The organism is Oribacterium sp. Sow4_G1_1 (assembly GCF_052116105.1).
In the GTDB taxonomy this organism is placed as follows: Bacteria; Bacillota; Clostridia; order Lachnospirales; family Lachnospiraceae; genus Oribacterium.
On sequence record NZ_JBQKLS010000011.1, the window covers coordinates 14,310 to 28,536 of the forward strand.

Below are 14,227 nucleotides of genomic sequence, written 5' to 3' on the forward strand. Positions count from 1 at the left end.
TTATGAAAAAAATCTTTTTAAATCGATAACTTATTTGTTATCTTGGTTATAATATATAAGTCAATGGTGAACAAAGTATGTGGGGCACGTGAACATTCTGTTAACATTCAGGTTCAAATATGAACGGACTATGAACACAGAATTCAAATTTGACTTTTCGAATACGGAGACTTCTGCTACACTTCAGAAAGTGCAGAAACGGATGCCGAAAAATCGGTATCCCGGTCCTGCGCCGGTCAGAAAGAAAGATGGAGATAAGAGCATGATCAGAAATGTGATATTCGATGTGGATGGCACCTTATGGGACTCGGCGCGTCAGGTGACGGCGGCCTGGCAGGAGGTGCTGGACCGTCATCCGGAAACAAAGGACGTGAAGATCACGGTGGACGATATGTACCGCTATATGGGACACACGATGTATGAAATCAGCTGCATGATGCTGCCGGATATCTCGGAGGAGCTGCGGGCGCTGATCATGCAGGACTGCATGGAGAACGAGGACCAGTACCTTCGTGCCCACAGCGGAGATTTCTATCCGGGCTGCATGGAGACGATCGAGCGTCTCCATGAGGAGGGCTACCGCGTGTACATCGTGTCGAACTGTCAGGACGGCTACATCGAGACCCTCATCGAGGATGCCGGCTGGATCCTGGGACCGGTAGAGGTCGAGGGCGATGTGCAGGACTTCGAGTGCTATGGACGAACCGGAAAGAAAAAGGGCAGCAACATCCGGCTTCTGATGGAGCGAAATGGCCTTCTGAAGGAGAGCTGTGTCTACGTCGGCGATACCGCAATGGACGAGGCTGGCGCCGCGCAGGCCGGCATCCGCTTTATCTATGCGAGCTACGGCTTCGGCACCGTCGCTAACCCGAAGGCCGTGATCCACGAAATCTCCGAGCTCCCGGAGGTGCTTCAGCGGCTTTCGAAATGAGAGCAGGGGCTGGACCGAAAATAGTTCTGAATTTAGTACAATATGCTTGATGACTTAAAAGAGGCTGTGCTATACTTTAAATGTTTTGAAAACGCTTACAAATGGTACTGCGCTTTCAGGTAAACCAGTTAGGTTCTGTCGGCATAGTGCAGACAGTTTTAAATGGAGGAAGTTATGGATTTAAATTTAAGACCAGCAAATGAGTGTGCATTTGATGCGGTTTCTCTGGGCGAGGTTATGCTTCGTCTGGATCCAGGTGAGGGCAGAATTAGAACTGCCAGATCCTTCCGTGCATGGGAAGGCGGCGGAGAGTACAACGTTATCCGCGGACTTCGTAAGTGCTTCGGTTTAAAGACCGCTGTTCTTACTGCACTTGCAGACAATGAGGTCGGTCACCTGGTTGAGGACTTCATGATGCAGGGTGGTGTGGATACATCCCTCGTAAAGTGGATGGACACCGACGGAATCGGCCGTGTATGCAGAAACGGACTGAACTTCACAGAGAGAGGCTTCGGTATCCGTGGTGCAAAGGGCTGCTCCGACCGTGCAAACACCGCTATTTCCAAGGCTACACCGGCTGATTTTGATTTCGATTACATCTTCGGTGAGCTCGGCGTTCGCTGGCTCCACACCGGCGGAATCTATGCAGCTCTTTCTGAGCAGGCTTCCGAGACCGCAATCGCTGCGATCAAGGCTGCGAAGAAGTATGGCACCATCGTTTCCTATGACCTCAACTACCGTCCTTCCATGTGGTCCGCAATCGGCGGCCAGGCAAAGGCGCAGGAGGTAAATAAGGAGATTGCTCAGTACGTTGACGTTATGATCGGTAACGAGGAAGACTTCACCGCTTGCCTCGGCTTCCAGATCGAGGGCCAGGACGAGTCTCTGAAGGAGCTCAATATCGACGGCTACAAGAAGATGATCAACGAGGCTGTAAAGACCTACCCGAACTTCAAGGCAGTTGCAACGACGCTTCGTACCGTTCACACTGCAACCGTAAACGACTGGTCCGCACTCTGCTGGGCAGACGGCGAGATATACAAGGCAGCGGATTACAAGGGCCTCGAGATCATGGATCGTGTCGGCGGCGGCGACTCCTTCGCATCCGGCCTCGTATATGGCCTCATGACTACCGGTGATGCGGAGAAGGCTGTAAACTACGGTGCAGCTCACGGCGCACTCGCGATGACCACTCCGGGTGACACCACCATGGCTACCAAGAAGGAAGTAGAAGCTATCATGGGCGGCGCAGGCGCACGTGTACAGCGTTAATTCCTGACTTGCTTCATTAAGACAAAGCTCCCCTTACCTTCGGGTAAGAGGAGCTTTTGTTATACTCAGTTGTACGAATGTCATTACACAGCAGAACCGGCGCCATAGGGGAACCAGCTTGCGCATTCAAAGAACAGGTTCTTATGAAAAGTCCGTGTAGGGCATACAGATTTATCTGTAATGCCCTACACGGACTTTTCATGAGGTTCTGTACTTTGAACTAAGTGAGCGGTTCCCCTATGGTGCCGGTTCTGCGTTCGGAATACATTTATGCTACGTTCATCACGAGCGGCACCAGCACCACGGTGAGGATTCCCGCCACACAGATACTGATGGAACCCATGGCGCCCTCGATCTCACCGAGCTCCAGCGCCTTCGCGGTACCGACCGCATGTGCCGAGGTACCGAGCGCGAGCCCCCGCGCGATCGGATGATCGATATGGAAAAGCCGGAAGACCAGCTCTGCGATCATATTGCCGAGGATGCCCGTGATGATGATCGCCGCCACGGTCAGCGTGACGATACCGCCCGCCTCCTCTGAGACACCCATGCCGATCGCCGTCGTGATCGACTTCGGCAGTAGGGTGGCGATGTGCTCCGCTGTCAGTCCGAACAGCTTTCCCATGATGAGAATGCTGAGAATCGAGCATAGCGTGCCGGCGGTGATCGCTGCCAGCACCGCCACCAGATTATCCTTCAGCAGCCGGAGCTGCTTGTACATCGGAATCGCGAGACAGACCGTCGCCGGTGTCAGCAGGTAGCTGAGCAGATTCGCACTCGCCTTGTAATCCTCATATGGAATCTGAAAGATCACCAGCACCGCGATGACCATGATCGTCGACACCAGCAGCGGATTCAGGATGGCGACACGGAACTTCGCCTTCAGCCGGACGGCCAGCAGAAATAAGAAGATACTTAAGATTAAACCGAAATAGCCAGAGCTCTGCAGTGCTTCCTTCATCATGCCTTCTCCTTTCGCTCCGCTTCCGCGGAAGTTATCTGTGCAGCGCCGGAAGCATTGGCCTCCGCCTGTAACGCGTGGCGCTGCACTTCCTTCTCGTGCAGGATCTCACGGTAGCCGTTCGCACCATCGATCTCACCGTTCGGACTGAGCGTCCGGCGACCGATGCCGAAGGTCTCGTGCGGCTCGAGTGAAAGCTCGGCGTCCTCTGCAGCCTGATCCTCCTTCGACTCACTGCGCCGAAGAATCGCGGTGGCGGTCAGGCCCGTGACGATCATGACGAGCACCGTCGACACGACGATGATCACGAGGTACGGCAGGAGCACCGGGAGCAGGATATCGATGGCACTCATGATGCCGACCGCCGCCGGAATGAACATCATGGTCATGGTGTCGAGCAGGAAATTACCCGCGCCCTCGACCTCCGGAAGCTTCACGATCCCGGTCACCAGTGCGATCAGCAGCAGGATCATACCATACACACCCGCCGGAACCGGAAGGGGCAGGAGCGTGTTCAGCAGTTCACCGAGAAAGGTGAATGCGATGATCCACATGATTTCTTTTACATACTTCATACTTGTCTCTTTTCTTTACTATAGGTCCATCAGTGCACGCAATGGCCTCCATTATACGCTCATGACGGACGCTGTAAAGCGTTAATTTATTATCCAGACACTGCCATAACCCGTACATATAAAAGTATGTGATTCTGTGCATTTCCCCTATTGTGCTTTGTGAAAATTCCATTATACTAAAATGCGGTGGTTAATGATTTACTACGTTCAATTTCATATGGAGGGTAAAGATGACAGATTTTAAGCCAGTGAAGGAAGGCAAGGTTCGTGAGATCTATGATCTCGGAGACAAGCTCATCATGGTCGCAACCGACCGTATTTCCGCATTTGATGTGATCCTGCACAACCAGATCACAGAGAAGGGTAAGGTTCTGACCCAGATGTCGAAGTTCTGGTTCGATCTGACGAAGGATGTAATCCCGAACGATCTGATCTCTGTTGAGAACAAGGATATGCCGGAGTTTTTCCAGCAGCCGGAGTTTGAGGGCAGAGCGACACTGTGCAAGAAGCTCGAGATGATCCCGATCGAGTGCATCGTACGTGGCTACATCACTGGTTCCGGCTGGGAGAACTACAAGAAGGACGGCACCATCTGCGGCATGAAGCTCCCGGAGGGGCTCGTCGAGTGCGCGAAGCTTCCTGAGCCGCTTTACACTCCGTCGACGAAGGCAGAGATCGGCGATCACGATGAGAACATCAATTTCGAGCAGTCCATCGTGGTTCTCGAGAAGGCATTCCCTGGCAGAGGCGAGGAGATCGCGACGAAGATCAAGGATGCAACGATCGCTGTATATAAGAAGTGCGCAGACTATGCGCTTTCGAAGGGCATCATCATCGCCGACACCAAGTTCGAGTTCGGTCTCGATGAGGAGGGTAATGTGCTCCTCGCCGATGAGGTACTGACACCGGACAGCTCCAGATTCTGGAGACTCGACCAGTACAAGCCGGGTGAGGGACAGTCCAGCTTCGATAAGCAGTTCGTACGTAACTGGCTGAAGGCAAACCCGGACAACAACGCAACCCTTCCGCAGGAGGTTGTTGATAAGACCATCGCCCTCTACAAGGAAGCGTACACTATGCTGACCGGCAAGGAAATCTGAGGATTATAACAGATCCTGTGATTTCAGCAGTTTCCGGGACCGGAATCCCTTCCGCGATACTGACCGCGAAGGAAGACGTCGGATTATAACAGATCCTGTGATTCTGCTTATTGAACAAATTCAAAAACATCGGGCGCCATGTATGTACATGACGCTCTTTTTTTGTATAATTTTTTTATATTGAGCACAATTAAAGGAGAGTCCACCATGGCAGATCATTACGATGAGAACGACGAGGAAGTGGTATCCCTCCCGGGCGTAGATACCGATGGCGAACGCACAGAGAATATCGATGACGGACGGATTCGTCGACCGTCTGAATTTTTCGTCCGCACCACGAGCGACGATATCGACGAACAGGAGCATGCCCGACGCGAATACTTTAATAAGGTCGTCGGTGAAGCAGAGAATGAAGCATTACAGGCAGCGGAGGGGCTGGGCCCGAACGCCGAAAACTCCTTGCTCTACCGCATCTGGTCCCGCGTGAATCACGAAAGCGAGGAGGCCGTCGCCGGCATCGTCGAAAAGAAGGTCGAGTACGTCGAGCTCTTTTTCGACCTCATCTTCGTGTACAGCCTCCGTACGATCAACGCACTGTTTCATGCCTATGAGCACTCCTTCCCGCCGATGAGTGCGATCCAGACCTTCCTTTTCCTGACCGCGGTCGTCATGCAGGTCTGGATGTTTACCACGATGTTTTTCAACCGTTACGGCCGGAAAGCCCTCCGGGATTACATCAGTATCTTCATTAATATGTATCTCCTGTACTACATGGCGAGCGGCTCGAACCACCACTGGCTCGATCATTATATCCGCTACCACGGAGCCTGGGCACTGATCATGCTGAACCTCGCGTATCGAAGCTGGGATAAGCTGCGTTTCGCCCCGCATCTCGATGACATCGACCGGAGGATACTCGGGGCGAATGTCGTCCATCATCTCATCGAGTGCGGCATCATCCTCGTGTCGATCCCGGTGCATGAAACCACCGGCGTCGTGCTCTCGCCGCTTGCGCTGATTTACGGCTATGTCGCAAAGGCCAGTGAGTTCCGCGCCTATAAGGCGAGACCGTGCGACTTCCCGCATCTCGCCGAGCGAAATCTGCTGCTCGTGATCCTGACCTTCGGTGAGATGATCATCGGCATCGCCAGCTTCTTCGAGGCGGGGAAGAATGTGCTTCTGAACATCATTTCCTTCCTGATCGTCATCGGCATGTTCCTGAGCTACGGCTTTTTTAATGACAATGTCCTCGACCACCACAGAAAGACCTCCGGCCTCGGCTTCCTCGCGATCCACGTCATCATGATCCTCGCGATCAATTCGACGACCATCGCGCTCGAGCTCCTCGCTCGCCCGCTGGTGCCGCTTCTTCCGAAGACCATGTGGATGACCAGTATGCTGCTCGTCTACTATCTGTGCCTGCTGGCGACCGAGCGTTATGCGAAAGAGCACCTTCGGACGAACCGCTTTAAGTTCATAGGCTTCGTCCTCTCGATCCTGGCGGCTTATCTCTGCCTGATGCTGCTCGCCGGACATAATCAGCTGGTGGGTGCCTTTATCACGCTTGTCTTTGTATATGGCATCTTCGCGCTCCTGTTGCACATCCACCACAGCAGCCTCCGCAAGATGAAGGTCGGCGGATACATCTCGTAAACCTGGGATACGGGGGCCCCGGCTTAGATTTCACCGGTCTCGGAGTACTGTGCTTCCGGTTGTCGTTCGCCGAGCTACGTCTGAACAGCAGCACCCCGGATGAAACGTAGAATACTGATTGAGTTCACTCCTCTGAAATGCTAGAATAGTCACGTACATTTGTTTGACGGATTATTCTCTTTTCAGAGGAGTTTTTTTATGAAACTGATTCACTGTGCAGACCTGCATCTCGACAGCCGGATGAGTACGCATCTCGGGGATGCGGCAGCCCGGGAGCGGCGGCAGGAGCTGCTCGGCACCTGGCTCCGCCTCGTCGCGTACGCGGAGCAGCATCAGGTGCGCGCGATCCTCATCGCCGGCGACCTCTTCGACCGGCCGGCCGTGAGCCGGACGACGGCGCATGCCGTCCTCGAGAGCGTACGTACCCACCCGGAAATCGCGTTTTTCTATTTAAAAGGAAATCATGACACGGACAGCTTTCTGAACCAGGCGGAGAGTCTGCCAGAGAATCTCTATACCTTCCAGGACACCTGGCGGAAGTACCGGCTGTCAGATCATCTCGTGATCGCCGGCCGAGAGTTTACGGAATCCGGCACCCTGAACGAGCTGGCGGCGAAGACCCTGCGCCTTGAGGAGGCCGATGTAAACATTGTCCTCCTCCATGGGCAGGTCAGCGAAGGCACAGCGCAGGACAGTGCGTCGACCGAGACGATCCATCTCGCGGACTATGCGCATCAGGCCATCGATTATCTGGCGCTCGGACATGTGCATCAGTACCAGGAGGGAAGCCTCGACGGGCGCGGAAGCTGGTGCTATCCGGGCTGCCTCGAGGGGCGTGGCTTCGATGAGTGTACGCGGCATGGCTTCGTCCTGCTCGAGGTCGATGAGGCGACACATCAGCTCCGGCGTCAGCTCGTGGATATCAGTACGCGCCATTTCTGGACGGTGCCGCTGGAGGTGCAGGGGCTTGACTCGTCGATGGCGATCGTGCGGCGTGCGCGTGCCCTGCTGTCACTGCTTTCCGGGACGCCGAGTGCGGATCCGGCGATCGCGGAGATCCCGGCGGAGCGCGTCGAGGCGATCCTTCAGGCGGGGGCCGGGGTGCGCATGCGCGCGCAGGACCTCGTGAAGCTGGAGCTTCGCGGCGCGCTTGCGATGGATGTGGAGCTTAGCCTCGACTTCATCCGTACGCAGCTTGCACCGATGTTTTACTTCCTTCGGGTCGTGGATGAGACACGGCGTTTCATCGACCCGTCGATGTATCAGCATGATAAATCGCTGAAGGGCGCGTTCGTCCACTCGGTCGAGGCGGATGCGACGCTCGACGAGCAGACGAAGGCGGCGGTGATCGAAGCAGGTCTCCGGCTGCTGCGGGGCGAGGAGCTGCTGTGAGTGGGGGCCGTGGCAGAACGGGACGGATCGGGCGGCGCTTCCGAGGCGCGCTGCCCAGTAAAGAAAGAGAGAATCGAAGGATTTGTAGATGAGATTACTGAACTGTCAAATCGAAAATTTCGGAAAGCTGCAGAATCTGGAGCTTGATTTCCAGGACGGGCTCAATGTCTTCCTCCGGGAGAACGGCTTCGGGAAGTCGACGCTGGCGGCCTTTATCCGGGTCATGTTCTATGGACTGTCCGGTGAGCGGAAGGCGCAGGACAGCGACAATGAGCGGAAGAAATACCGTCCATGGCAGGGCGGCAGCTTCGGCGGCTCGCTCTGCTTCGCGCTCGACGACGGAAGGTGCTACCGCATCACACGACACTTCGGCGAGCGGAAGGGGCAGGACCAGTTCATGCTTTACGATGCGGAGACGAATCTGCCGTCGAAGGACTACAGTGAGCGCATCGGGGAGGAGCTCTTCCGCATAGATGAGACCTCCTTCCGGCGTACCTGCTTCATCGGACAGCAGGCGCTCGAAACCGGCGTGACCTCGGAGATCAATGCGCGTATCGGTAATGTCTCAGAGGATCCGGAGGATATGAACCGTTATGCAGCGGTGCTGGAGCAGCTGAAGGATGAGATCAATGCACTCTCACCGGCGCGGCGGACGGGTGCGATTTTTAAGAAACGTCTGGAGCTCGAGGAGCTGAAGAACGGCTGTGCCGGCAGGGAAGCGGAAGAGCAGCAGGCGGTCGAGGGGGCGGCCGCACTCCACAAGGCGCGCGAAACGAAGCAGCGCCTGCAGTCGGTGCTGGAAAGCACGAACCGGCGACTGGTCCAGCAGAGTCAGCAGCAGGACGCGATCCGCGACCGGATGGAGTATGACCGCCTGTGCGCGGATCGCAGCGACAGCCTGACACGGCTCCTGGAGCAGGAGCGGCGTTACCTCGGTGCTTCCTTCGATACGCTGAGCGGAGAGCAGCGGGCACAGCAGCTGCAGCGGGCGCTGCGGCGTCTTCAGGAGACCTTCCGAAGCGGACTCCCATCGGAAGCCGAGATGCGCGGCGCGGAGAAGCGTCTCGGTCGCATCGCCTGGCTGGCGGATCGCATCGCCGGCCTCGAGCAGCAGGGCGGCCGTCGGAGACGGAAGGCATCGCCGAAGAAGAGTACACAGCAGACACGCGCCTTCGCCGGACTGCTGCTGTCCCTCCTTCTGCTGCTCCTCGGTGTGTACTGTCTTCTTCATTTCGGCGGAAACATCATGCCGAGTGTCGTGCTGCTCGGTCTCGGAGCGCTTGCGCTGCTGCTGTCTGCCGCTCGCTTCGTGAAAAGCACAGGAACGAGGAGTGATGATCAGGAGCGCATGGCCGCGCTGCAGAATATGCGTGTGGAGCTCGAGCACCTGAACCAGGAGCTGAACCGCTTTCTGGGCCGTTTCTATCCGGAGATGGACTACAGTGCCGCTGCGGATGATCCCACCGCGGCGGAGGGGGAGGATGTCGACGGCGATGACATTGACCGAAGACACCCGAACCGGGCAGCCCTGCTTCGCCGGCTCGGCACGGACATGCTCAGCTACAGCCGGCTTACGGATATCCGAACGATCGCTATCGAGCTTTCGAAGCGGCAGCAGGCGCAGGAGGCCTTCGAGCAGAGCCATGATATGGAAAAGCTGCGCGCCATCCAGAGACCGGCGGAGGCAGCGGAGAGTCTCGCAGCGCTGAGCCAGCAGATGCAGACGCTGCGGGCACAGCTCGAAGCGCTCGAGGCCCGTATCCAGCAGCTGTCCGCTGAACAGGAAACAGCGGAGCGCAGACTTGAGGAGCTGTACGAGATGGAGCGGCATGCACAGCAGGCCCTCGAGGATCTCGCGGCGATGGAGCAGCGCCACCATCTGCTGACGCTCGTCCGCGACCACCTCACGAAGGCACGGAACGACTTCACGAAGCAGTACATGGACCCGATGATGGATGCGTTCACGAAGTACTACTGTATCCTGTCCAATGCCTCGGACGAAGCGCTGGTGACTACCCCGGGCGGAACGGTAGCGCGAATGGATGCGCCTGCTGGCAACGGGACAGCACACGTGACGTCTTCGCTGACGGACACAGCAGCAGGCAGTGAAGCGGTCGTCTCCTCGCCGTCGGCGATTCCGTTCCGCATGGATGCGGATTTTAACGTGCATCTCCTCGCAGAAGGGGAGGCACGTAATACGGAGCTTCTTTCTGCCGGCTACCGGAACCTCGTGGAGCTCGCGCGGCGCATGGCCTTCATTGACGCCATGTATAAGGAGGAGAAGCCGTTCATCCTCCTCGATGACCCGTTCATCAACCTCGATCCGCCGAAGGTCGAGGGCGGCATGCGCTTCCTCGAGGCCATCGCCCGTGACCACCAGGTGATTTACTTCACCTGTCATGATAGCCGTAAATAAAAGAAACCACCGTACAAGCCTTACGCAGGCTGTACGGTGGTTTTTCTGTTCGCTACATACTGAAGATGCAGCGCGGTCGTCTTTTTTAACGTTTTCTTGTTTTCTTCCCAACTTCCGAAGTGGCCTCTGCTTCCTCAACGAGGTTCTGCGAAACGGTCATCTCCTGATTATCGATGTGCTCCTTCATCAGTGTCTTCGCGCGGATGAGATCACGGATCCGGATCGCCTGCAGGATCTCCTCGTGCTCATGCACGAGGATGCCACGCTTCGCCTCATCCTTGATATACTCGAGACGATAGCGGTACATCTGCTCCCGGAGATTATTGATCATCTGGACGAGCTTCTCGTTTCCGGAGGCCTTATAGATGATGTCATGGTAGGCCTCGTCGGCCTCGGCGATCTCGATCTCCGTGCCGCCGTTCTTCACGACCTTCTGAAAATGATCCTCGGCTGCGCTCAGCTCACGAAGCTCTTCGTCCGTGATCCGCTGACAGGCGAGGTCCGTCGCCAGCTCCTCCAGGGCACCACGCACCTCGAGGGTATCCTGCAGATTCTTGTGGGAGATCTTCGCGACCTCGGCACCACGACGCGGAATCATCAGTACGAGACCTTCCAGCTCCAGCTTTCGGATCGCCTCACGAATCGGTGTACGGGAGACACCGAGCTTCTCGGCGAGCTGGATCTCCATAAGACGCTCACCCGGCTTCAGCTCGCCCTTCAGGATCGCCTGACGGAGTGTGTTGAACACGAGATCCCGTAAAGGAAGATATTCATTCATATTTACTGTAAAATCATTCATCACTGTACTTGTCCTCCGAAGAAAGTCGTTCACAGGCGAGCCGGACGGCTCGGTGAGGTTCTGGATGGCTGCAGCCATGGCTCGGTGAGGTATACCTGCTTCGCGAGGCCGCTTTCCTTCGCGGAAAGCAGCGCCTGATAGCAGGCCTGTGCCTTTTCGGGATCATCGAAGAGGCCGAACACCGTCGGGCCGGAGCCGGACATCATGGCATTCAGTGCGCCGAGCGCCATCATACGCTCTTTGATGGCGTCGATTTCCGGATGCTGCCGGCTGGTGACGGTTTCGAGGATATTCCCCATCCGTCCGGCGACTGCGCGTACATCCCGCGCCTTCAGCGCCTCGATCACCTGATCAACATCCGGGTGTGCCTCCGCCGGGAGCGTGTTTACATGCAGGTTCTCGTAGACGGCCTTCGTGGATACCGAGATCGCCGGCTTGGCGAGCACGATCGAGCAGGCCGGCAGTGCCGGGAGCGGAGTCAGAATCTCTCCGATGCCCTCGGAAAGTGCCGTCCCGCGCATGAGACAGAACGGGATGTCTGCCCCGAGCTGGACGCCACGCTTCTTCAGCTCTTCGAGACTCAGCCGGAGATCAAACAGCCGGTTCATACCGTACAGTACCGTGGCCGCATCCGCAGATCCTCCGGCCATGCCGGCGGCCACCGGGATGATCTTTCGAAGATTCATCTTCACACCGCCCTCGAGATGAAACTCGTCCATCAGCATCTTCGCCGCCCGGTACATGAGATTGTTTTCGTTGACCGGCAGAAACGGCAGATTGGTTTTCAGCACGATGCCCGGCCTGTCGGTGCGCTCGATATCGATGTTGTCGTGGAGCTTCACGGTCTGCATGATCATGCGAACATCATGATAACCGTTCGGGCGCTGCCGCAGCACGTCGAGCGACAGATTGATTTTTCCATATGCCTGAAGTTTGATATGATTCATAACTCCCTGTTTCCTTGATTTGTATTTTGGCCTTTGTATACATTACTCTTATTTTAGGGCATCCCGACGTTTAAAGCAAGCGCTCCTCTGCTCTATTGACAAAAGAAAAGTGGATGAGTATACTCTCTGACATGAGTGACAGACTGTCACTTTTGATGACGACATGTCATCTTTTTAACATGACGAAACCGGCACCGACGTGAAGCGACGATATGCGGAGCATTCGAGGTGCCGTCAAGGAGAGGAGAATCTATGGCGACGGAAAGATTTCTTAAGCTTTCCCAGGATAAAAAAGACAGAATATTACAGGCAGCAAGGCATGAATTTGCGAGGGTCCCGTTCGAGGATGCCTCGATCAATCAGATTATCAAGGAGGCCGGGATTTCTCGCGGTAGCTTCTATACCTACTTCGAGGATAAGCTGGATCTTCTCCACTATGTATTTCGCGATGAGGGGATGCGAAACGAGCAGTATTTCCGGGAACTTCTGCTTCGAAAGCAGGGGAACTACTGGGAAGCGCTTCATGAATGGGTGTACAGCATCGAAAAGCTCATCGATCAGGGTTCGATACAGGAAGACATCAACATCATTATGCAGAGCGGTATGATGCAGCGTATCCTTGCGTTCACCGAAAGTGGAAAGATGGACCATGCGGAGTGCATGAAGAACGAGTGGTTCCGAAGGCAGATCGATCCGACCTGCTTCCGTCATAGCGATCGTCCGGGACAGTTTGCCGTCATCATCCGACTCGGAAACGCCATCGCGATGATGACCGTGATGGCGCTGGTCGCACATGCGCCGGAGGAGCACGCGCGTGTCCTTCGAAACTTTGAAACAGAGCTTGCCATCCTGCGAGAGGGTGCGGATCCGCATTTTCGTGTGGGGGAGGCGCCGATCGGCGATGTGAGCGCAGGCGCGTAAGCCATAAGTGTTCAGGCCGACGACATTGGCCAGGACCCGGATGTGAAGGAACAGTAAAATTACAAGATCAGAAAACAGGAGATTATATATGAAGAAACAGGTAAAGATCGCCATCGGTGCCGTCATCGTACTCGGCTTTGCAGGGCTCGTGGCGACGCGCATGATGAAGCCACAGGAGGAGATGCAGACGAAGGGACTGCCGGCGGTCACGCTGACCACGGCGACGGAGGGAAGCATCGAGCAGACGACCGCGCTTATGGGTACGGTTCAGCCGTCCGACACCTACTACATCACCCCGAAGGTGGCCGGTGAACTCGTCGAGATCTACGTTCAGAACGGCCAGTCCGTTGAGGAGGGCGCGCCGATCGCGAAGATCGATAACCAGAAGCAGATCGATGCCGCGAAGTCTCAGATGGAGGCGGCCAATGCTTCCGTTCAGGCGGCTTCGCAGCAGGCCGCGACGGCGCAGGATGCGGTGAATCGTATGACTCCGCTCTACGAGTCCGGCGATATCTCGGTGCAGAGTTATAACCAGACCGCGAACTCCGCGAAGGCCGCAGCTTCCCAGGTGGATGCTGCGAAGGCCCAGGCGGCGAGTGCGAAGCTGAACTACGAGACTCAGGTGGAGTTTGCTACGGTGACCGCACCGGCAGCCGGCGTCGTACAGAACCAGAACATGACCCTGCACGGTATGGTGTCCCAGTCCTCTCAGCTCTGCGTCATCACCGGTACCGGCGCGAAGGTCGTCAAGTTTAACGTGACCGAGGATGTCCTTCAGAACCTGACGCTGGGTCAGACCGTGACGGTGGAAAAGAACGGTAGCAGCTATAGTGGTACGGTCACGAAGCTGACGAAGCTCGTGGATCCGCAGTCGGGACTCTTCCCGGTAGAGGCGACCCTTTCCGGTGCCGACGCTCTTTCCGACGGCAGCAGCACGAAGCTTTCGCTGGTGGCCGCGAAGGCGGACCATGCCCTTCTCGTCCCAGTGGATGCGGTGTACTATTCCGGTGGAAATCCATACGTGTACACCTATGAAAATGGCCTCGTGAAGCGTGTCTTCATCACCACCGGTATCTCCGATGATCAGTATTATGAAGTGACGGATGGCCTCGATGGCACGGAGCAGATCGTGAACAGCTGGACCGATGACATCTATGATGGTGCCGAGGTCCGCATCGTGGATGCAAATGGCCAGACGACCGAGGATGCATCCACAGGTGCAGAGACGGAAGAGACCCACGCAGCAGACTGAACCTGAGG

Annotated in this window: 12 protein-coding genes; 8 read left to right on the plus strand and 4 right to left on the minus strand. The window is 56.1% G+C overall.

Annotation, left to right across the window (positions count from 1 at the left end; translation table 11 throughout):
- The first annotated feature begins 262 nt into the window (after nt 1-262).
- Nucleotides 263-931, plus strand: a complete 669-nt coding sequence (locus tag ACTQ52_RS08040; protein WP_441982306.1) for an HAD family hydrolase — start codon at nt 263-265, stop codon at nt 929-931.
- A 174-nt stretch (nt 932-1,105) separates the two neighbouring features.
- Nucleotides 1,106-2,203 carry a sugar kinase gene (locus tag ACTQ52_RS08045; RefSeq protein ID WP_410042712.1) on the plus strand — a complete coding sequence of 366 codons (1,098 nt, stop codon included), beginning with the start codon at nt 1,106-1,108 and terminating at the stop codon, nt 2,201-2,203.
- Nucleotides 2,204-2,471: 268 nt separating this feature from the next.
- On the opposite strand, the gene ACTQ52_RS08050 is transcribed toward ACTQ52_RS08045, so the two are convergent.
- The gene (locus ACTQ52_RS08050) at nt 2,472-3,164 is read right to left on the minus strand and encodes an LrgB family protein (protein WP_410042820.1); all 693 of its coding nucleotides are present in this window, start codon (nt 3,162-3,164) and stop codon (nt 2,472-2,474) included.
- The gene (locus tag ACTQ52_RS08055; RefSeq protein WP_441982307.1) at nt 3,164-3,739 is read right to left on the minus strand and encodes a CidA/LrgA family protein; all 576 of its coding nucleotides are present in this window, start codon (nt 3,737-3,739) and stop codon (nt 3,164-3,166) included. Before ACTQ52_RS08055 ends, ACTQ52_RS08050 begins: the two co-directional genes overlap by 1 nt.
- A gap of 230 nt (nt 3,740-3,969) precedes the next feature.
- On the opposite strand from ACTQ52_RS08055, the gene ACTQ52_RS08060 reads away from it, so the two are divergent.
- From ACTQ52_RS08060 to ACTQ52_RS08075, 4 genes are all read left to right on the plus strand, one after another.
- Nucleotides 3,970-4,839, plus strand: coding sequence for a phosphoribosylaminoimidazolesuccinocarboxamide synthase (locus tag ACTQ52_RS08060; protein WP_441226418.1), 870 nt, complete (start codon nt 3,970-3,972; stop codon nt 4,837-4,839).
- A gap of 207 nt (nt 4,840-5,046) precedes the next feature.
- Nucleotides 5,047-6,492, plus strand: coding sequence for a low temperature requirement protein A (locus tag ACTQ52_RS08065; protein WP_441982308.1), 1,446 nt, complete (start codon nt 5,047-5,049; stop codon nt 6,490-6,492).
- Nucleotides 6,493-6,690: 198 nt separating this feature from the next.
- Nucleotides 6,691-7,884, plus strand: coding sequence for a metallophosphoesterase family protein (locus ACTQ52_RS08070; RefSeq protein ID WP_441982309.1), 1,194 nt, complete (start codon nt 6,691-6,693; stop codon nt 7,882-7,884).
- An 88-nt stretch (nt 7,885-7,972) separates the two neighbouring features.
- Nucleotides 7,973-10,300, plus strand: coding sequence for an AAA family ATPase (locus tag ACTQ52_RS08075; protein ID WP_441982310.1), 2,328 nt, complete (start codon nt 7,973-7,975; stop codon nt 10,298-10,300).
- An 85-nt stretch (nt 10,301-10,385) separates the two neighbouring features.
- Here ACTQ52_RS08075 and ACTQ52_RS08080 read toward each other — a convergent pair whose 3' ends face one another.
- Both ACTQ52_RS08080 and ispE read right to left on the minus strand, forming a co-directional pair.
- A complete protein-coding gene (locus ACTQ52_RS08080) occupies nt 10,386-11,102 on the minus strand; it encodes a GntR family transcriptional regulator (RefSeq protein ID WP_441226414.1) in 717 nt (238 codons plus the stop codon).
- 26 nt (nt 11,103-11,128) lie between these two features.
- Nucleotides 11,129-12,046, minus strand: a complete 918-nt coding sequence (gene ispE / locus ACTQ52_RS08085; protein ID WP_410042706.1) for a 4-(cytidine 5'-diphospho)-2-C-methyl-D-erythritol kinase — start codon at nt 12,044-12,046, stop codon at nt 11,129-11,131.
- A gap of 252 nt (nt 12,047-12,298) precedes the next feature.
- On the opposite strand from ispE, the gene ACTQ52_RS08090 reads away from it, so the two are divergent.
- Nucleotides 12,299-12,967, plus strand: a complete 669-nt coding sequence (locus ACTQ52_RS08090) for a TetR/AcrR family transcriptional regulator (protein ID WP_441982311.1) — start codon at nt 12,299-12,301, stop codon at nt 12,965-12,967.
- A gap of 88 nt (nt 12,968-13,055) precedes the next feature.
- Nucleotides 13,056-14,219 (plus strand): efflux RND transporter periplasmic adaptor subunit, encoded by a 1,164-nt coding sequence (locus tag ACTQ52_RS08095; protein ID WP_441982312.1) that lies wholly within the window; start codon nt 13,056-13,058, stop codon nt 14,217-14,219.
- The last annotated feature ends 8 nt before the right edge of the window (nt 14,220-14,227 follow it).